We start from the raw sequence: 18,395 nt of genomic DNA, 5'->3' as shown, positions 1-18,395 counted from the left end.
GTGTTTCCATGTGGAGAATGCCATGCAAACCAGATTCCATTTTCATGCCGGGGAGCGCGTCGTACAGTTGCGTGCCGGCCAGACGTCTATAGCCAATAGAAATGGGGCGATGATTGCAGACACCATACTGGGCGGCGCTCGTCCCTTTATCGAGAAGCAGTTCATGGTCGTGCTGAGTAGCATCGCTGCCGATGGTACGGTGTGGTCTTCCGTGCTGTATAATGAGCCAGGGTTTGCCAGGGCCGAGGGCGATGCTGCCCTTGCCCTGCATATTCCTGTGGGTGAGCGGGATATGTCGGACCCATTCTGGACCAATATCGACCACAATCCTGCTGTCGGTCTGCTCTTTATCGAACTTGGCTCGCGCCGGCGCTACCGTATTAACGGCATGATTCAGCACATGCATGATCAAGGGATCGTCATTGGCGTGAACGAAGCCTATCCCAATTGCCCGAAATACATACAGCGTCGCCATCTGCAGCAATTCGAGAAGGCGGCCGCCCCGCATGAAGTCCTGGTCGGCAAGCAGTTGCAGGCAAATATTTCGGCCTTGGTGCGCAACGCGGACACCATGTTTGTGGCCACCCATTATGTCGAGACCGGGGCGGATGCCTCGCATCGTGGTGGCAACCCAGGCTTTGTGCAGATCATCAACGACAGCACCCTGCGCATCCCGGATTACCACGGCAACAGTATGTTCAATACCTTGGGCAATATGGAGATCGCTGCACGCACTGGAGTATGCATTCCTGACTTTGCCGGGCAGCAGCTATTGCAGCTCACCGGAAAATCCCGTCTGTTATGGGATCAGGACGATCCCCATCAGCTGAGCGGTGGCACCGGGCGCTTCTGGGAGTTCGACATTGCGCAGTGGATATTGCGCAAGGTGCCGCAGCATCTGGAATGGCAGTATCTCGATGCTTCTCCGTTCAATATGCCAGTAGAGGCTTGAGGCCACCAACGTGCTGTGGGTATGACTAGTCTTAATTCCTGAGCCAAAGGGGGGACGGGTGCTGGATATATCGCTCCTTTGGCGCTTGCACCCGCAGGGCATTTCTAGTGACTAAGCGTTACAGCTGGGTTTCAATATAGCGCTTGCTCCATGCCGAGATCATGTCGGCAATGAATTCTGCATCCACTTTGTTCGTCACCAGATGATCCGCCTCCCCCAGCGAAATAAAGCTCTTGGGGTGCGCGGCTGCCTGAAACAATGCGGTGGCATGGCTTATCGGGACCGTCTTGTCAGCGGGGGCATGCATGATCAGCAACGGCTTTTGCAGCCGCCTCCCCTGCTGTAGCACCTGTTGCTCCTGTACGTCATTCAAAAACTGTTTTCTGATATGAAAAATACGCCCTTCCAGATTCACATCGGCGGCGCCTTCACGTTCGATCACCTGCAGGCTGGGGGCGCCAATCAGCTCAAGCATATGGCGCGGATCGCTAGGCGAGCCGATGGTGACATAGCCCTTGGCCTCAGGCAGCCGCGATGACGCGGCGAGTACGGCGGTGCCGCCCAGGCTATGGCCAATGACAAGGTCGGGTGCCTTGTAATGAGCGCATAGCCAGTCGCCGGCATCCGCCACATCCTGGATGTTGGATGAGAAATTGGTATCGGCAAACTCGCCTTCGCTGGCACCTATGCCCGCAAAGTCAAACCGCAGCACGGCAAACCCCTGCGTGACCAGACCTCTGGAGATACGGCTGGCGGCCAGCACATCTTTGCCGCACGTGAAGCAATGGGCAAACAGCACAGTGGCCCGATAAGTATCATCAGGAAGATCGAGCCGGGCAGCGAGCGAAATGCCGCTGCTTGCGGGTATTTGTATGGGGATGGTTTTCATGGTGGTCTCCTGCACCCTTTAATCCGACCGGACATCTCCGGTCGGGTAGTTGGGCGCATCGCTTTACTGGCTCACAGTGGTACGGGTGGAAAATCGATATCCGTCGCCGCAATGTGGTTGGTGTAATTGGTCAGGGTATTCAGTGCCACATGTGCGATGACCTCAATGATCAGCGCATCGCTCAGGCCTTCTGCCTTGGCGGCGTTGAACTCCTCGTCGGTGAGCACGCCACGCTGCTTGACGACCTTGACCGCAAAACGTGCCAAAGCATCGTTCAATGGCTCTGGCGAGCTGCCGTTTCTTGCACTCTTGATGGCATCTGGATTCAGACCAGCACCCTTGGCGAGCAGCGAGTGGGCCGACAGGCAATATTGGCAACTATTGGTCTGCCCGATAGCCAATGCCAATACTTCACGTTGCGCGGCCGTCAGTTGGCCGTGAGTCAGTGCGGTGGAAAATGCCAGGTAGGCATCCAATACAGCGGGGGACTGGGCAAAGGTGGCATACAGATTGGGCACCATGCCGATCTTGGCCTTTACCGTGTTGAATGTCGTTGCCAGTGGATCGGTGGCTTCGTTGCGGTTTACTGCGGGAATACGTGCCATGATGAATCTCCTTTTGGGTAATGGTGGCTGCGCTTTGTGCGCTGGAGACATCATGCGATACTCGTGAATACAATTGGTATCGACTATTTGACCGAAAGTATCGCCATGGATCAGCTCGCGCCTTTATTAAGGCAAATCAACTTCTCCGCCCAGTCATTCCACAGTGGCGAGCTATGCCAGCTCGTGGCGTTTGATGAAAACGCCGGGTACATCCATATCGTCAGGTCCGGCAAGGTCAACATGAGCATACGCAATGGCCCGCCGCAAGCCATCACGCAACCCAGCGTTATTTTCTTCCCCCGAACCTGCCCGCACGCGCTGGTGCCCGAGGGTGAAAACGCCGAACTGCTGTGTGCCTATGTCGACCTGGGTGCCAAGGTTGGCAGCCCACTGGCGCTCTCATTGCCGGAGGCTATTGTGCTACCCATGGATGAGATGAGCCTAGTCAAGCCCACACTGGATTTGTTATTCCGCGAAGCCCTGCAAGAGAGTTTCGGGAGGCAGGCCGCTCTCGACAGATTGATTGAATATTTCCTGATCCAGATGCTGCGGCACGTGCTGGCGATGGGCCAGCTCAATGGCGGCATCTTCGCCGCCTTGGCAGACCCCAGGCTAAAACATGCCGTCACCGCCATGCATGAGCGCCCTGGCCACCCCTGGAGCCTGGATGAACTGGCCGATATCGCTGGCATGTCGCGCGCGCGGTTTGCGGTCAATTTTCGCGAGACGGTGGGGGTGACGCCGCTGGATTACCTCACCAACTGGCGCATGTCCGTCGCCCAGAGCATGTTGAAAACTGGACGCCCCATCAAATCCGTCGCCGCCGCGGTCGGCTACCAGAGCCAGGCCGCGCTGGCCCGCGTATTTGCAAAACGCGTTGGGCAAGCGCCGACGGAATGGTTGAGGAAAATGGAGATTGCCTGAGTTCAGTGCAGGCTTTTCAACTTGCTTTTGTTGGCGGAAAGTTAAGGGTGCATTGTCCTTAATTTCTGGCCATGCCTATAATTTTGTTCAATCAACACGGGCTTAACACTTAAAAATGAACCGGATATTACTGCTGATAGGCGCCTTGCAGGGGTGGGCGTTGTGGGGATTGTGGAAAGCGCGTGAGATTAAAAGCTGGCCCTCAATGGACCCTGTTAGTGAGCGGATGCTGTTGTATGTGAGCCTCGCGCTGCCATTTGCCTATTACCTCTCTGAAAACCTCATTCTGCCAGGCAAGCGGCGACGCACTGCCCTGCTGGTCGGCGTTGGGGTGTTGTTCGCATTGTTGGGAGCCTACAGTGGCTGGGCAGACTATACGCATATAGATGCCCTGGGAAGTGAGTGGGATTTTCCACCCGCACGGCCTTCGGATTTGCTTGCTGCGGGGATACTGGGTTTCATCCTGATCCCTGTGTTTGCCCATTACGAAAGAGCACCCGTCCGCTGGTCCTATCACGCCCTGTTTGAGACTGCCTGGCGCAATGGCTTGATGTTTTCCTATGCCGCCCTGCTGACGGGGGTGTTCTGGGTGGTGCTGTTTGCAGGCTCCATGCTCATGAAAAGCATAGGGCTCCATTTTGTTGAGGAGCTGATTGAGAAGACCATCTTCGCTATTCCTGTAACCGGTATTGCCTTCGCTGCAGCGTGCGCATTGACCTTGGCCAAGGCCGACTGGATCATTACCCTGCGCCGTTTCTGCCTTTCAATTTTTGCCTGGCTGTTGCCACTCTTGCTGATGTTCAGCCTGATGTGGGTGGTGGCCTTGCCATTCACGGGTCTTGATCCTTTGTTCAAGACGCGCAATGCAGCGTTTATCCTGCTTTGGTTTATTGCCTTGTCGGTAGGTTTTGCCAACGCGGCTTACCAGGAAGGCAAGGAGGAGCAGCCTTATGGCAAATGGCTGAGCCGTCTGCTTGAATATGTCTGGCCTAGTCTGGTTGTGCTGGTGGTGATCGCCTGGCTGGCGATGAAGCAGCGCATTGGGCAATACGGCTGGACGGAAGACCGCGTCTGGGCGACCTTTATTTTGGTGCTCGCCACTATTTACACACTGGGCTATACATATTCACTCCGCCGTCGCCGGGGCTGGCTGGGTAATATCGGCAATACCAACATTGCAACGGCCCTGGTCATGATGGCAGGACTTGCGCTGCTGCTTAGCCCCGTCGCGGATGCCAGACGCATTGCCGTTAAAAGCCAGATGAACCGCCTGCTGAATGGTGCGGCAAACAGCATCGACTATAGCTATCTGCGCTGGCAGGCGGGGCGTTACGGGATGGATGCCCTCAAGACACTGGCGGCCGGAATTGAGCACAAGGATAAAGCCGTTATCGCCACCAGGGCGAGCCAGGCACTGAATCAGAAAGAGCGCTATTCCAATGCCGATGCTCCGAATGGCCTGACCTTGGAACAGGTACGCCTGCGCTTCCGGGTATTGCCGCATGGCGAAGTTGCGGATGACGCTTTGCTCAAGGCCATCCAGACAGCGACGCGCTGGAATGAGCAGCGGTGCATGGAAACCAATGCACAATGCTTCATCTGGATGGTGGATCTCAATGGGGATGGTGCACGAGAAGCGGTTATCGTGCAGGAAAAACCCGCCGTATGGGCAGGGGATGCCTATTTCTATCAGTCCTTGCCTTCAGGGCAATATCAGTATGCTGGCCAGGTTAATTTCCGCAAAGCTGGGGATGCCAAGCATTTGGATCAGTTTCTGAAAGATATCGAGCTCGGCAAGGCCAGGGTGATACCCCCTCGTTTCAATGATATCGAGCTAAATGGTCAGCGTTTTAGCGTCATGGAAGAGCAGAAATGATAGAGGACGGGCTGCCTATCGTTGGTATTAAGCCCGTTCTTTATCGAGAGGATCGCAAGCACGCTATCCGCGTGCAGTATCCTCATTCAACACGGGCTTGAAGTAGCTGCTCATCACAAACTCATAATGCTGCGGCCGAATGTAGAACACAGAATGGTCGCAGCAGTCTTCATTGGATAAATACGAGAGACGCCGCATCACGAGTAGAGGCATGCCAACGCTGATCCTGAGTGTATCGGCGAGTGATTTATCGGCGGATTGGGCGCTGATGCCGATATCGGCGCGCACTACGCGCAAGCCGGTGAGGGATTCAAGAATCGCGTATGTAGGCTGTTGCTCGGTTTGCTCCCAGCTCAGGGTTTCTACCTCTACAGGCAAATAGCTTCTGCCCAGGGCAATCGGCTCACCGTCGACCACATGCAGGCGCTCCAGCAGCAGGCTTCTTTCCATATTGACGCCCAGCGAGTTGCGCACATTGTCAGGGGTGTTGACGATATGGCGCGAGAGTATGCGCATCTCCGGCTTCAAGCCCTGAATGACCAGCGACTCATGAAAGCTGCGCAGGGTGTCGAGCCCATGGCGTAGTTGTTTGCCGGAGACAAACGTCCCTTTGCCCTGCTTGCGTTCTACTACATTTTCTTCCGTGAGTTTATCCAGCGCCAGTCTTACCGTGACCCGGCTGACGGAGAAACGCTTGCACAACTCGGCTTCAGAAGGCAGCTTGCCGGAGGGGTCATAGACGCCACGGTTGATTTCCTCGTGCAGTAACGATGCAATCTGCAAATACAAGGAAGCGGCATTTTCGCGAGCAAGGGTGGAGGATGACTGTTTCAATGTGTTAGTCCCAATTTACTGTGTAAATGCTGACGGCAGGATGCAAGTCCATAGTGTGTACTGCTAAGAAACAGTGATGGGCAAATTACTTATAACAATATAAGTTTTTAATATTTTATTCATCTTGTATTAACTTGTATTATTCGGTTGAATTTTACAGGGTTGATCGTAGATGACAAACCACAACGGCCTCACCATGGCCAACTCACAGCCTGTGCAACGCGTTGCAGCCACATTGGCTATTGATAGTATCAACTTTTCCTATCCGAATGGGCATGAGGTTTTTCGCGCATTTTCGCTAGAGGCCAAACCAGGCGAGTTCATCGTGCTGCTGGGGCCTTCCGGTTGTGGCAAAACCACGCTGCTCAATCTGCTTTCCGGCTTTCAGAAACCGGCCTCGGGCACGATCACGATTAACGGGGCGCCGGTGCGCCCGGAGATGCCGGAGCTGGGTTATGTGTTCCAGTCCCCGCAGCTCTTTCCCTGGCTGAACGTGCTGGAAAATGTGCGCTTTGGTTTGCGCATGCAGAATCGCCTCAGTGCCAAAGAGCAAACGGAAAAAGCGTTGCATTACCTCGCGCTGGTGGGTCTGGATCAGGCCGCCGACAAGCTGCCTTACCAGCTTTCTGGTGGCATGCAGCAACGGGTATCGCTCGCCCGCGCATTGGCACTTGAGCCCGCCTTGCTGTTGATGGATGAGCCGTTTGCCGCGCTGGATGCGATCACCCGCAATAACCTCAACGAAGAGACCTTGCGTCTGTGGTCCGAGCTGGGCCAAACCGTGGTGTTCATTACCCATGATATTGATGAAGCCATCTTTCTGGCGGACCGCGTGGTGGTGCTTGAGATAGCCCCCGGCGGCATCCATAGCGAGCTGGCGATTGATATCCTGCGTCCGCGCAGCAATCTCGGCACGCGCAAACTTCCCCGCTTCATTGAATACCGGACTGCGCTGATGGAAAAGATAGCGGATGTCGTCCACGCCAATCTGAGTGTTCTTTAACTATTGATTCCCGATTAGAAAATACCAAACCATGATCAAGAAAACCGTTATTACCAGCTTGCTGTCTCTCGCCGTATTCTCGCTGACGACCTTATCCGCCGCCGCGGAAGAAAAACCCCTGCGCATAGGCTGGGTGTATGCCATGGCAAATGCGCCCGCGGTGATTGCCGAGAAGAAAGGCTTTTATGCGGCAGAGGGCTTGAATGTCGAGAGTAAACCATTCACCGATGGCCCCTTGCTGCAGCAAGCGGTAGCTGCGGGAGATCTGGATATTGCCTATGTCGGTTCGCCGCCGGTTTACCATTGGTTCTCCCGTGGTCTCAAGAGCAAAATCCTGGCGCAGGTGAATTACGGCCAGGCCGCCGTGATTGCCAACGCAAAAAGCCCCATCAACAGCGTGGCTGACCTGCGCAACAAAAAGCTGGCGGGCGTGGCGAAAGGCAGTGGTATGGATGTGCTGCTGCGCGGCTATGTGCTGAAAGAAAAGGCCAAGCTGGACCCGGATCAGGACCTCACTATCGTCGCGATGCCGCCGGGCAATATGAATGCCGCCCTGGAGCATAGCGACGTGGATGCGGCGTTCTCGTGGGAACCGTTTGTCAGCCAATCCTTGTTGCGCGGTTCCAGCAAGCTGATTCTGGATGTGAACAAAGAACTGCCCCAGTATCCCTGGTATGTGATTATTGGCGTCCCCAAAACATTGCAAGACCGGCCGGACGACGTGGTGAAATTGCTGCGCGCACACCTCAAGGCCATTGCCTTTCTGCAGTCACATCCTGATGAGTCCAATCAGATCATCGCCGAGGCATTCAAGCTGGAGCCTGTGCAGGGCGTGGATGGCAAGACCGTGAAGCCGGAAGATATTGTGAAGGAGGCACGCAAGCGCATGGGCTGGTCGTATCGCCTGGACGCGGCTGACCTGCAGTTTATTCAGCGCCTGATGGATTACTCCTCGTCTCTGGGCTTTATCAGCAAGCCGCTCAAGGTTGAGCAGGTGGTCGAGACTTCGTATCTGCAAAAAGCCGAGCAATCCTTGCGGTAATCGATGATGCGCCGTTTAGATAAATTCAACTGGGGCTGGGCTTCCTTGCCTTTTCTGCTGCTGTGCTGGGTGTTAGTGGCGAGTCGTTTTCCTTCCTACATTTTGCCCCAGCCATGGGAAGTCATGGCAGAGGCGCAGCGATGGATAGCCGATGGCAGCCTGCTGCAACACTTAAAGGCCAGCCTCCTGGAAGAAGCGGGTGGCTTTGCCCTGGCAACGCTGGTCGCCTTGCTGTTGGGCACCACCGCCGGATTATTCCGTCGCTTTCGTGACTTCATTTCGCCACTCAACAGCCTGTTTATGGCGATTCCTCCTGTGGCATGGGCACCGTTGACCATGATCATTTTTGGATTGGGTTATTGGTCGATTGTCATGGTGATCTTTATTGCGGCGGTGTTTCCCATGGCGATCACCATGCAGGAGGGCATACAAAGCATACGCAATGGCGAGGTACGCGCTGCCCGCACGCTGGGCGCGACACCGCTGCAAATGATCGTGCATGTTTACATGCCGGCGTCCCTGCCCTTTTTCACTGCGGCGCTCCGTATCGGCTTCAGTCAGGCATGGCGCGCCCTGGTGGCGGCAGAAATGATAGGTGCCTCCAAAGGCATAGGCTGGATGGTGTCCATGGGCGGGCAAATCGGCAATACCAATCAGGTGCTGCTGGGCATCGTCATTATCGGACTCATCGCCTGGCTGATGGAAAGCCTGGTATTCAAACGGTTAGAAAAGCACTACCAAACCTGGCGTGCGCATTAAAGGACTATCGTGAAAACTTTTGACCCAAAAACTGAAGCTGGTGAATACATTGCCCCGCAAGGGCTGTATGAGCGTAACAAAAGCAAGCCTTTCCTGGGCAGCCTCACATGCAACCGGCGCGAGATTGTGGCGGGGGAATGGACGGAGCTGCAACTGACTTATGAAGTCGGTGGGTCCGGTCTGGCCGATGGCGCCTGGCTCAAGCTGGCATTCAAGTTTTATTCGGACTGGGCCTTGTTCCAGACCAGCGATCCCATGGCTGCCAACTATATTTCAGCGGAATATCACGCGGGTGAGCTGGTGCCGGGGCAAAGCCCGGCTACTGTGCAGGCACTCAAGGTTCGCTTTGACCAGAAAGGGCATGAGCGGCCTTTTCAGAAAACCGTGATTGTGGATATTGTCGATGGCTATTTGAATCCGGGCGACCGCATTGTCATCCGCTTGGGCGATCGCCGCCAGGGTGGCGCAGGAACGCGCGTGCAGAGTTTTGTGGAGAAGGATTTCCAGTTCCGGCTCTTTATCGATCCGTTGGGCAGCTCAAAATTTGCCGAAGTCCCCGGCGATGTGTTGCTGGATATTGTTCCTGGCGAACCCACGGGGCTGCATATTGTGGCGCCGCGACTGGTTAATCGTGATGAGCCTTTCGACATCATCGTGCGCGCGGATGATCTGTGGGGCAATACCTGCCGTCAGCTGCCATTGCAGGGGCAGGTTGCCTTACATGGGCCGGGCGATGAAACCCATACGCTGCCATTTACCCTGGCCGAGCAGGGCTGGGCAGTCGTGCGTCTAGGTAATCTCAAGCTCGGCACTTCCGGCGAATGGAAAATACAGGCCTCGGTGGAAGATATCCGCGTGGAGTCCGCCACTGCCTATGTCAATATATCCAGCGAGGCTGGCACCTTGCGCCCGCTGTATGCCGATCTGCATGTGCATTCGGATGATACGGTAGGCACCAACGATACCCTCTATAACCTCAGCTACGGGCGTGATATCGCCGGGCTCGATGTACTGGGCTATACCGCCAATGATTTCAATATTACCGAGCAGCGCTGGGATAAAGCGGTGGCGCTCATCCATAGCCTGAATGAGACTGGGCGCTTTGTGTGCTACCCGGGCACCGAGTGGTGCGGCAACTCCTGCGCGGGCGGCGACCGCAATATTGTGTTCCTGCGTGATAGCAAACCGCTGTTCCCCTTTGATGAGCACGGGCGCATGGTCCGCTCCTTCGAGTGGAACGAATTTACCCACGGCACCCTGAAGCCAGGTGCTTGGCCGGTGGATGACCTGTATGCCGCCTACGCCCACGATCCTGAAGGCCATCTGATGATGCCGCATGTGGGCGGACGCCGCTGCAACCTGGACTGGCACCACCCCGAACTGGAACGCCTGATCGAAGTCAGCTCGGCCTGGGGGCAATTTCACTGGGTATACGCCGAAGCGCTGCAGCGCGGCTATCGCGTAGGCGCGGCTGCCAATAGCGACGAGCACCAGGGCCGCTGCGGCGGCGGGGTGCCTGCGACCGCTGTGTTTGGATCGCGTGGCGGATTAACCGGCGTGCTGGCCGAAACGTTTGACCGTGAAGGCGTCGCCAAAGCCTTGCGCGCACGGCATACCTTCGCCACCACAGGGGAACGCAGTTTTGCCAGCTTGCGCCAAGGCGAATACCTGATGGGCGATGCTTACAAAACCAATGCCTCCATTCCGCTGGAGTATCAATTGCTGGGCGATGGCGGCTGGGAAGAAGTCAGCCTGTATGACGGCGAGCTATGCATCTGGACACGGAACCTGCATGAGGAAATGGGGCTGGCGAACAGCCGCATCCGTATCAAGCTGGGTGGGGCGAGAATCAAGGACCGCTATCGCGGCGCCTACTGGACCGGTGAAATCAAGATCAGCGGAGCAGTCATTCAGGATTTCACGACATATGGACTCGATCATCCCGAGCAAGCCTGCTGGCGCGAAAATGCCACAACAATAGGCTTTCGCACCGACACCAATGGCGACAGTGACACCATCGAGATTCAACTTTCCCAGCTGAGCGGCTGCCACATCAGCTTTTCTTCGCGCATCGACAGCTACATCAAAGTTGGCGACCCGCTACAGCCGCAAGCCTATGTGCACGCGCCGGAAATCCTGGTTGAGTTGCAAGGGGATGCACTGCTAGCTGAAACAGGCATTGTCAGGAAACTGCCGGGGGCGGAGCTGCAAGTCACCATCGAGCGGATTACCGCCCAGGCGCTACCACGCGAGCTGGCTGGCGAGATAAGCCTGAGCACGCTCAAGCTGGCGCCCAATCGTGAGCATCCTCTGTTCATTACGGCCAGGCAGCGCGATCAATCACGGGTTTGGACATCGGCATTGTTTTTGAGCTTGTGAGACAAGCCTGGAGCAAGGCCATCATTTACCCAGCAGAAGCTCATGGCAGAGCTGAGCCAGGCAGGGTTCGCCGCCCGTTGTCGTAAAGCATGAAGATCCATCCAGGCGCGACATTGTTGTGAGTTGAAAAAGGAAGTGCTGGCAGCTTGGCAAGACAGGTTTGGCTGCCAGCGTTGTCCCCTTGCTCGATCAACGCTGGATGCTCTGCAAAGCAAGGGGGAAATCAGGATTGATACCTCAGTAGGTATTAGAAAGTCAGCGGGTATTAAAAAGCACCTTTTAACAATCCACCTTCTACACGCAAGGCTGCGCCGGTGGTTGCTGATGCCAGTGGGCTAGCAATATAGGCCACTAAAGAGGCGACTTCCTCAGGGCTGGCAAAGCGCTTGATCAACGATGTGGGCCTCACTTTTTCAAAGAACTCTTTCTCGAACTCCTCAAAGGTCTGGCCGTCTTTTGATAATGCATCGACAAAATCTACCACGCCGCGTGTCCTCGTGGGGCCCGGCAATATGCTGTTAACGGTAATGCCGGTGCCTGCCACGGTTTCAGCCAAACCTCTTGATACGGCGATCTGAGCGGTCTTGGTCATGCCGTAATGAACCATTTCGGTGGGTATCTGCACAGCGCTTTCACTAGAGATGAAGATAATGCGGCCCCAGTCGGCCTGCTTCATGGCGGGCAGATACATGCGGGACAAGCGTATACCGCTCAGCACATTCACATCGAAGAAGCGCATCCAGTCGGCATCGGGGATGTCTTCAAATGCCTTGGGCTCAAAAATGCCCAGGTTATTCACCAGGATTTCAACATTGGGATATTGTTTGAACAGGGCATCGGCGGCATCTGCCGTGCTCAAGTCACCAGCGAAACCAAGGACTTCAGCATTGGTGGATGCTTTGATTTCAGCGATTGCTTTGTCCACCCCTGACTGGGTCCTGCCATTGATAATGACGTTGGCGCCTTCGCGTGCCAAGGCACTGGCTATGGCATACCCAATGCCGGCAGTGCTGCCTGATACCAATGCTAATTTCCCATTTAATTTAAGATCCATGATGACGCTATCCTTTAAAAAATATATAAAAAGGCAAAATTAAAAACGACTGGATTAAGCGGAAAAATGACTGGCTATATGGACGGCCAGAAGGTTTCCGGATGCATCTTTGGTGATGCTTTATAACTGGCTCATGCCGCCATCTACAATCAACTCAGTGGCTACAATGAATGCTGCATCAGCGGAGGCAAGATACGTCACCGCACTTGCCACCTCTTCTGGCGTGCCAAAGCGCTTGAGTGGTACCTGGGCTTCTATATTGGCTGCGACCGCATCCAGTTGTTCAGCGGGAATACCTAACTTACCATACAAAGGCGTGACCACTGGTCCTGGGCTCACCACATTGACGCGGATGCCACGGCCAACCAGTTCAGCAGACAAGGTCTTGGCCAGAGAAATCAATGCGGCTTTACTCGCAGCGTAAATGCTGGAATTAGGCATGCCGATATGGGCATTGATTGAGCCATTAAGAATGATGGATGCGCCTTTATTCAAGTAGGGTAGCAGCGCCTGTATGGTGAAGTAAGCGCCCTTGATATTGGTATTGAAGGTGAGATCCCAAAGGGCTTCATCAGCCTCTTCCAGCGATGCGAATTTGGCTACACCAGCATTGATAAAAATGGCATCGAGTTTGATCTTGGCATTGCCGATCACCTCTGCCAATTCCTTGGCTGCGGCGAGATCCCCTGCATCATTGCGCAATGCAATGGCGGATTCCCCCAATGATTTTCTGGCTTCATCCAGTGTTTTCTGGTCTCTGCCCGTAACAACCACGCGTGCGCCTTCTTTGCTGAAAGCCAGGGCCGTAGCAAGCCCAATGCCGCTATTACCACCTGTAATTAATACGGTCTTATTCTCAAAACGTTCCATGATGAAACTCCCTTGCTGTGAATGATGAGTTCAGTATGGGGATGTTATTACTTGCGTACTAGTCATGTATAAGTAGAATCACTTTATACCAAAAGTAGAAGGTGATGATGGAAACGCTACGCGGGATTGAGTCATTTGTACGGAGTGCCGAACTGGGAAGTTTCTCAGCTGCTGCTCGCAGATTAAGCATGACGGCGGGCGGCGTTAGCAAAAATGTGGGCAAGCTTGAAGCGGATATGGGGGTCAGGCTGTTCCAGCGCAGTACGCGCAAACTGACACTGACAGAAGCTGGCGAGCAGTTTTTGCAGCAGGTGACGGGAGGCCTGGATACGATACAAAGTGCCATCGCCAATGCCAGCAACGCGGGAGGCAAGCCAGCGGGAACCCTCAAAGTCGGAATGGCGATGGCATTTGGTCGCGACCAGATACTTCCCTTGCTTGGCGATTTTCTGGCTTTGTATCCGGATATAAAACCAGACTGGCGATTTGATAACCGTCAGGTCGACCTGATTGCCGAGAGTTTTGATGTGGCTATCGGCGGCGGCATACAGATTTCTCCGGGCATCGTAATGCGGCAGCTGGCGAAAGTGCATCTGATACTTGTGGCATCGCCAGGCTACCTCAAGGGTAAAAGCCTGCCCAAGACCCCTGAGGATTTGTATGCGCTTGATACCTTGATGCGGTTTTCACAAACCACCAGTCGTGTCACGCCCTGGCACTTGCGAAGCAATTCTGGCGAACAAGTGACGGTGGAACCTCAGCCCCGCGCCACCTTGAATGATCCGGAAGCACTTTGCTGCGCAGCCTTGATGGATTTGGGCGTGGTGCACGTGCCCATGCCACACGCCTCCCCCTATCTGCAAGATGGCAGACTGGTGAGATTATTGCCTGACTGGTACAGCGATGGCGGTGAAATATCGATCTACTTCACGGCGAAAAAATTGATGCCAGCCAAAACCAGGGTGTTTATTGATTTCGTCATTGAACACTTCAAGCAACAGGACTTATCCAGAAAGTGGTCGGCTATTTGAATCAAAGAGTGATTCTTGGAGAGGAATTAGCCGTAGCGTAGGTTCATCAGATAACTACTAAATAAAACACACTATAAACCCTATTATTAACTCCCTGTATCAAAGAGGTGTAAAGATCAGGCCACTATGTAATCATTAGCGCGGAGCTTGGTGTTAAGTATTGATCTTCCAATAACTCTATAAAACTTGAAGCGCATAAAAACTACAAATCATGATGCCTATTCAAATGAAGTGATTAATTCCAATTTAAGGCATTAAATTAATAATAAACAACAAACTACTAAGGGGAATAATTAAAATGTACTGTCCTGCCTGCGGCACCTCGAACGATCCTTCGGCCTTATTCTGCCTGAAATGCGGCAATCCGCTGCCGCCTGTCAATCAGGTTCAGCCAGAACCCACTGAGCCTAGCCTTGAGGAATACTACACCGCTGTTATCGGCCCCCAAAACACCGCCTACTACCTGAACAAATTCCAGAAGTTCGATGCCCTTGGCAAAACGAGCGCGGGTTGGCACTGGCCCGCATTCTTCATCACCTTCTATTGGGGTTTGTATCGCAAGATGTGGAGGAATGCATTGATCTACTTTCTGTCGCCATATCTCGTTGCTATCGCCGTTGGCATTTTGGGCATCATTGGTGGCAATTCACCCGTTATCCCGTTAATTGTCGGGTTGGTCTATGTGGCTTATTTGCTTGGTGCATGGATACTTCCCGGCATATACGGCGATGCCTTGTACTACAAGCATTGCAAAAAGCTGATCGAGAAAGTGAAAGCATCCACGCCTGATCACCAGCGTCAACTGGGGGAGTTGACGGGTAGGGGCGGCACAAGCGGAGCTGCTTTGTGGGTTTTCCTCGTCCTGTTTTTTGTGGCTTTCATTGGCATTCTGGCTGCAATTGCCGTACCGGCTTACCAGGCTTATACCACTCGCGCTAAAACAGCCCAGGCTTATCAGTCGGCAACGGAGGCTGCGCAATCGGTCGAAGCTTACTACGTGCAGCATCAGGCCTTGCCTCTCACCATTTATGAAGCGGGTTTCACTGGAACCTTGCCATCCGCAGTGAAAGAAATCCGGGTGGACCAGAAAAACGGGGCGCTCATCGTGACCATGGCCAGCATGCCTCTCACGGATAAATCTTTCAGCCTATGGCCATCCAAGGACGGTAACGCGGTTGTGTGGCGCTGCGCCAGTTTGGACATTACGGATGATTTCTTACCGAAAAACTGCAGAGCGCAACGCTAAAGAGTTTATAGCAGGGCAAAACCATCATCACTTCGGCTGAGAACTCATGGCCATTGTTTAATCCTGAATAATGGCCATGACGGATCGAATCGATAACACGGTGACTTGTTCAGAGGCGCCGGGTTTTGAGTTCTCGTAATCCTTACGGAAGCCGTGACTTTTCAGAAACACAAGGCTGGCAACCTAAATGGCTTTCTCTGGTCACATTTCATGAAATGTCTTGCCTGTGGGTCAATATCATCCAATACAGGAAAGCACTTTCACTGCTATAAATTCGATTAGTCCTATGAAGTTAACGTCATCTCCGACGCAGCTACTTCACTGAACCCACCAGCTGCGATTCTCTATTCGCTGCTACAGATTTTTCTCAAGATATCATATCGTTAACAGGAGGCAATAAAATGCACGTAACATTTGAACAAGCTCAGCTCATCATTGACGCCAGTGTCAAAAAATCAAAAGAAATCGGCGTAAAGTCTTGCATTGCAGTCATCGATTCAGGTGGCAACCTGAAAGCATTTTCAAGAATGGACGATGCATGGGTAGGAAGCATTGATATCGCCATTAAAAAAGCAAAGACGGCTTGTTATTTTGCGATGCCTTCTGGAGAAATCGGAAAACTCTCAGTGCCAGGCTCCCCCCTTTACGGAATCGAACATTCGAACGATGGCTTGATCACTTTCCCTGGCGGTTTACCCATTGTGGATAAGGACGGCATGTTGATCGGTGCCGTGGGTGTCAGCGGAGATACCGTGGAAAATGACAATATTGTGGCTACTGCAGGTGCAAATGTAGCGGGCATGTGTGATGTTGCAAAGCACCCATGGAGAACCTAGTTTTTAATTAAACATAAAATGTACCAAAGGCCTTTCGTGGTCTTTGGTTCTTGATGTTAAATCACTATAGCCAGCACTCGCTGGACTTCTCATCTCCAGTTTCAACCTGGAAAGTGGTTGAGTTTTGCTCAATGCCAGCAGCATAAACGCAAGACAGGGCGGAGTAATCTGGGAAAACAGATCGTTAGAATTATAGAGTTCTAATATCAGGATATATCTCAGAAAGGGGTCTCATAAAGGCCCTTTTCCATTTTCAGAATACTCTTTGAAAAAATTGATCGGCAAGGTTGATTTCATCTTGTCGGTTGACGCATAGACGCAATTGGAGTGCCAACAACGTCAGTGCTCTTAGCACTCTACCCAACCTGCAATCAATTACTTCCATAAGCTGCAGGTTTCTCCATAGGTTTGCGCATAAGGTACAATCACGCTGGAACCCGCATATTTACTGAATCTTGCAAAAATTACTTTTGTTTTTGGAAGCCCAATGAAGACCAAGGATTTATCGAAAAATGACCAAGCATCCAATTGAGCTGGCTATCGAAAAAGCTGACACTGCAATCGTCCAGGAAGACTTCGACACTTTGATTGATATATACGCTGATGATGCAGTTCTAGTCGTAAAACCTAGCATGAATGCAATTGGAAAGATTCAGATTAGAAAAGCATTTGAAGCAATCGCGGCACACTTCAATCATACTTTGCATGTCGAGCAAGCGGGAATGAAAATTTTGGAAGCAGGAGATACCGCTCTGGTCATAGCTAAAACAATAGTTACTGCTTCCAATATGCCTGCAATCGAAAGAAGCGCAACGTATGTTTTTAGGAAAAGTCCTAACGACATTTGGCTGTGTCAAATTGATAATTCTTATGGGCATGAATTGCTATTGCCCGGAAATGTCTAACCTTTCGTTCGCGTAATATGGAGGCTGCCATGCTCGATCACATTGGCATCGGTGTCACAAGCCTAGACGAATGTACGACGTTCTATCTTAAAGCGCTTCAGCCACTTGGGGTCGACGTCGTGATGGAAGGGCCCCACGGTGTAGGGCTTGGCCGAAACAAGAAGCCTTCGCTCTGGCTTTCTGAAATAAAGACGCAACCCTCTCGTATGCATCTTGCCTTTATTGCGGAGAATCGCAGGCAGGTTGACGAGTTCCACGTGGCGGCAATCGCCGCGGGCGCGAAAGACAACGGGCCGCCGGGTTTGCGCCCACACTATCATGAGAACTATTACGCTGCCTTCGTCATTGGTCCAGACGGCCACAACATTGAGGCGGTATGCCACAACCCCATTTGAAAAAGCGAAAATAGTTTCATTTTAGACAATGAACTACAAGCTTATCTTTGCGTACGCAGTTGAATCTCACACACTCTCAATCTTTGTGGGAAAATCTTCTGGGGCGCCGCATACCTCAAGCTTAATTTGCCAAAATGCTCCTGACTGTTTGCTCCGTAGCAGTTTCCCCAAAATCGCTTGTCTACGTAGCTTATTGGGCGCGTATTGGGGCCTGAGTATTGGATCTCACTGACTGCTGCATGGTTGCAGCATTGGTCTGCTTAAAGAAGTTTAGTGCCTAATGGAACATTCAAGTCGGGAACGCATAGAGCTACTCTCCCGTTTTCATCATGAAATCCCGTAACCAAGCATTCTGACATTAAATTTCCAATTTGTTTTTTTGGAAAATTGACTACCGCCACTACAAGCTGTCCAATGAGGTCTTGTACTGTATATAGCTCAGTAATTTGGGCACTGGATTTCATTACTCCTATCTCCTTCCCGAAATCAATGAGCAGAACATACGCGGGTTTTCGCGCTTTAGGGTTGGGTTCTGCCTCAATGATTCTGCCTACCCGTAAATCCACCTTTATAAAATCTTCCCAATCAATCAATTCATGTTTGCTGATATTCACAAATATGTACTCCTTCTATTAATCAGAAATTCTCTATTTTCTCTCGATGTAAGAAGCTAATTCAAATGCTGTTCCCTCAGGACACGCTTCTTTCAAATAGCTGAGAAACGAAGATACGCTTGTACTCGACAGCCGCCTCGATGGATAAAAAGAGCCCATAGAGGGAGGTGTCCAAATCGCA

Annotated in this window: 18 protein-coding genes; 12 read left to right on the top strand and 6 right to left on the bottom strand. The window is 52.7% G+C overall.

Annotation, left to right across the window (positions count from 1 at the left end):
* Positions 1–22: 22 nt before the first annotated feature.
* A complete protein-coding gene (locus LG204_RS01205; protein ID WP_230335571.1) occupies positions 23–952 on the top strand; it encodes a pyridoxamine 5'-phosphate oxidase family protein in 930 nt (309 codons plus the stop codon).
* 118 nt (positions 953–1,070) lie between these two features.
* On the opposite strand, the gene LG204_RS01200 is transcribed toward LG204_RS01205, so the two are convergent.
* Together LG204_RS01200 and LG204_RS01195 are read right to left on the bottom strand one after the other, a co-directional pair.
* The gene (locus LG204_RS01200; RefSeq protein ID WP_230335570.1) at positions 1,071–1,841 is read right to left on the bottom strand and encodes an alpha/beta hydrolase family protein; all 771 of its coding nucleotides are present in this window, start codon (positions 1,839–1,841) and stop codon (positions 1,071–1,073) included.
* Between the two features lie 71 nt (positions 1,842–1,912).
* On the bottom strand, positions 1,913–2,446 hold the full coding sequence (locus LG204_RS01195) for a carboxymuconolactone decarboxylase family protein (RefSeq protein ID WP_230335569.1): 534 nt from the start codon (positions 2,444–2,446) through the stop codon (positions 1,913–1,915).
* A 63-nt stretch (positions 2,447–2,509) separates the two neighbouring features.
* Here LG204_RS01195 and LG204_RS01190 point away from each other — a divergent pair, with 63 nt between their 5' ends.
* Together LG204_RS01190 and LG204_RS01185 are read left to right on the top strand one after the other, a co-directional pair.
* Positions 2,510–3,370: an AraC family transcriptional regulator gene (locus tag LG204_RS01190; protein ID WP_230335568.1), complete on the top strand. Its 861-nt coding sequence runs from the start codon at positions 2,510–2,512 to the stop codon at positions 3,368–3,370.
* 205 nt (positions 3,371–3,575) lie between these two features.
* Positions 3,576–5,246, top strand: a complete 1,671-nt coding sequence (locus LG204_RS01185) for a DUF4153 domain-containing protein (RefSeq protein WP_230335567.1) — start codon at positions 3,576–3,578, stop codon at positions 5,244–5,246.
* Between the two features lie 63 nt (positions 5,247–5,309).
* Here LG204_RS01185 and LG204_RS01180 read toward each other — a convergent pair whose 3' ends face one another.
* The gene (locus tag LG204_RS01180) at positions 5,310–6,080 is read right to left on the bottom strand and encodes a GntR family transcriptional regulator (protein ID WP_230335566.1); all 771 of its coding nucleotides are present in this window, start codon (positions 6,078–6,080) and stop codon (positions 5,310–5,312) included.
* 172 nt (positions 6,081–6,252) lie between these two features.
* Here LG204_RS01180 and LG204_RS01175 point away from each other — a divergent pair, with 172 nt between their 5' ends.
* The 4 genes from LG204_RS01175 to LG204_RS01160 are packed head-to-tail and all read left to right on the top strand — an operon-like array spanning position 6,253 to position 11,263.
* Positions 6,253–7,083, top strand: coding sequence for an ABC transporter ATP-binding protein (locus LG204_RS01175; RefSeq protein ID WP_230335565.1), 831 nt, complete (start codon positions 6,253–6,255; stop codon positions 7,081–7,083).
* Positions 7,084–7,114: 31 nt separating this feature from the next.
* Positions 7,115–8,125 (top strand): ABC transporter substrate-binding protein, encoded by a 1,011-nt coding sequence (locus tag LG204_RS01170; RefSeq protein ID WP_230335564.1) that lies wholly within the window; start codon positions 7,115–7,117, stop codon positions 8,123–8,125.
* Between the two features lie 3 nt (positions 8,126–8,128).
* Positions 8,129–8,884 carry an ABC transporter permease gene (locus tag LG204_RS01165; protein ID WP_230335563.1) on the top strand — a complete coding sequence of 252 codons (756 nt, stop codon included), beginning with the start codon at positions 8,129–8,131 and terminating at the stop codon, positions 8,882–8,884.
* A 9-nt stretch (positions 8,885–8,893) separates the two neighbouring features.
* The gene (locus LG204_RS01160; protein ID WP_230335562.1) at positions 8,894–11,263 is read left to right on the top strand and encodes a DUF3604 domain-containing protein; all 2,370 of its coding nucleotides are present in this window, start codon (positions 8,894–8,896) and stop codon (positions 11,261–11,263) included.
* 265 nt (positions 11,264–11,528) lie between these two features.
* On the opposite strand, the gene LG204_RS01155 is transcribed toward LG204_RS01160, so the two are convergent.
* Positions 11,529–12,317 (bottom strand): SDR family NAD(P)-dependent oxidoreductase, encoded by a 789-nt coding sequence (locus tag LG204_RS01155; protein WP_230335561.1) that lies wholly within the window; start codon positions 12,315–12,317, stop codon positions 11,529–11,531.
* Positions 12,318–12,437: 120 nt separating this feature from the next.
* Entirely contained in the window at positions 12,438–13,187 is a 750-nt protein-coding gene (locus LG204_RS01150) for an SDR family oxidoreductase (protein WP_230335560.1), read from the bottom strand.
* A 104-nt stretch (positions 13,188–13,291) separates the two neighbouring features.
* On the opposite strand from LG204_RS01150, the gene LG204_RS01145 reads away from it, so the two are divergent.
* From LG204_RS01145 to LG204_RS01125, 5 genes are all read left to right on the top strand, one after another.
* Complete coding sequence (locus LG204_RS01145) at positions 13,292–14,218, top strand: LysR family transcriptional regulator (protein ID WP_230335559.1); 927 nt, start codon at positions 13,292–13,294, stop codon at positions 14,216–14,218.
* A gap of 298 nt (positions 14,219–14,516) precedes the next feature.
* On the top strand, positions 14,517–15,464 hold the full coding sequence (locus LG204_RS01140) for a pilin (protein ID WP_230335558.1): 948 nt from the start codon (positions 14,517–14,519) through the stop codon (positions 15,462–15,464).
* Between the two features lie 401 nt (positions 15,465–15,865).
* Positions 15,866–16,300: a GlcG/HbpS family heme-binding protein gene (locus tag LG204_RS01135; RefSeq protein ID WP_230335557.1), complete on the top strand. Its 435-nt coding sequence runs from the start codon at positions 15,866–15,868 to the stop codon at positions 16,298–16,300.
* Positions 16,301–16,812: 512 nt separating this feature from the next.
* A complete protein-coding gene (locus LG204_RS01130; protein WP_230335556.1) occupies positions 16,813–17,205 on the top strand; it encodes a YybH family protein in 393 nt (130 codons plus the stop codon).
* Between the two features lie 29 nt (positions 17,206–17,234).
* A complete protein-coding gene (locus LG204_RS01125) occupies positions 17,235–17,600 on the top strand; it encodes a VOC family protein (protein ID WP_230335555.1) in 366 nt (121 codons plus the stop codon).
* Positions 17,601–17,860: 260 nt separating this feature from the next.
* Here LG204_RS01125 and LG204_RS01120 read toward each other — a convergent pair whose 3' ends face one another.
* A complete protein-coding gene (locus LG204_RS01120) occupies positions 17,861–18,214 on the bottom strand; it encodes a tRNA-binding protein (RefSeq protein ID WP_230335554.1) in 354 nt (117 codons plus the stop codon).
* Positions 18,215–18,395 lie beyond the last annotated feature (181 nt).

This window comes from Methylovorus menthalis, from assembly GCF_020523625.1.
In the GTDB taxonomy this organism is placed as follows: domain Bacteria; phylum Pseudomonadota; class Gammaproteobacteria; order Burkholderiales; family Methylophilaceae; genus Methylovorus; species Methylovorus menthalis.
The sequence above is the reverse complement of the archived record's forward strand: the minus strand, read 5'-3'. Positions and strand labels throughout refer to the sequence as shown.

Coding starts and splice junctions, on each gene's coding strand:
- LG204_RS01205 (WP_230335571.1), top strand. CDS start 23: ATGCAAACCAGATTCCATTTTCATGCCGGGGAGCGCGTCGTACAGTTG.
- LG204_RS01200 (WP_230335570.1), bottom strand. CDS start 1,841: ATGAAAACCATCCCCATACAAATACCCGCAAGCAGCGGCATTTCGCTC.
- LG204_RS01195 (WP_230335569.1), bottom strand. CDS start 2,446: ATGGCACGTATTCCCGCAGTAAACCGCAACGAAGCCACCGATCCACTG.
- LG204_RS01185 (WP_230335567.1), top strand. CDS start 3,576: ATGGACCCTGTTAGTGAGCGGATGCTGTTGTATGTGAGCCTCGCGCTG.
- LG204_RS01175 (WP_230335565.1), top strand. CDS start 6,253: ATGACAAACCACAACGGCCTCACCATGGCCAACTCACAGCCTGTGCAA.
- LG204_RS01170 (WP_230335564.1), top strand. CDS start 7,115: ATGATCAAGAAAACCGTTATTACCAGCTTGCTGTCTCTCGCCGTATTC.
- LG204_RS01165 (WP_230335563.1), top strand. CDS start 8,129: ATGATGCGCCGTTTAGATAAATTCAACTGGGGCTGGGCTTCCTTGCCT.
- LG204_RS01155 (WP_230335561.1), bottom strand. CDS start 12,317: ATGGATCTTAAATTAAATGGGAAATTAGCATTGGTATCAGGCAGCACT.
- LG204_RS01150 (WP_230335560.1), bottom strand. CDS start 13,187: ATGGAACGTTTTGAGAATAAGACCGTATTAATTACAGGTGGTAATAGC.
- LG204_RS01145 (WP_230335559.1), top strand. CDS start 13,292: ATGATGGAAACGCTACGCGGGATTGAGTCATTTGTACGGAGTGCCGAA.
- LG204_RS01140 (WP_230335558.1), top strand. CDS start 14,517: ATGTACTGTCCTGCCTGCGGCACCTCGAACGATCCTTCGGCCTTATTC.
- LG204_RS01135 (WP_230335557.1), top strand. CDS start 15,866: ATGCACGTAACATTTGAACAAGCTCAGCTCATCATTGACGCCAGTGTC.
- LG204_RS01130 (WP_230335556.1), top strand. CDS start 16,813: ATGACCAAGCATCCAATTGAGCTGGCTATCGAAAAAGCTGACACTGCA.
- LG204_RS01125 (WP_230335555.1), top strand. CDS start 17,235: ATGCTCGATCACATTGGCATCGGTGTCACAAGCCTAGACGAATGTACG.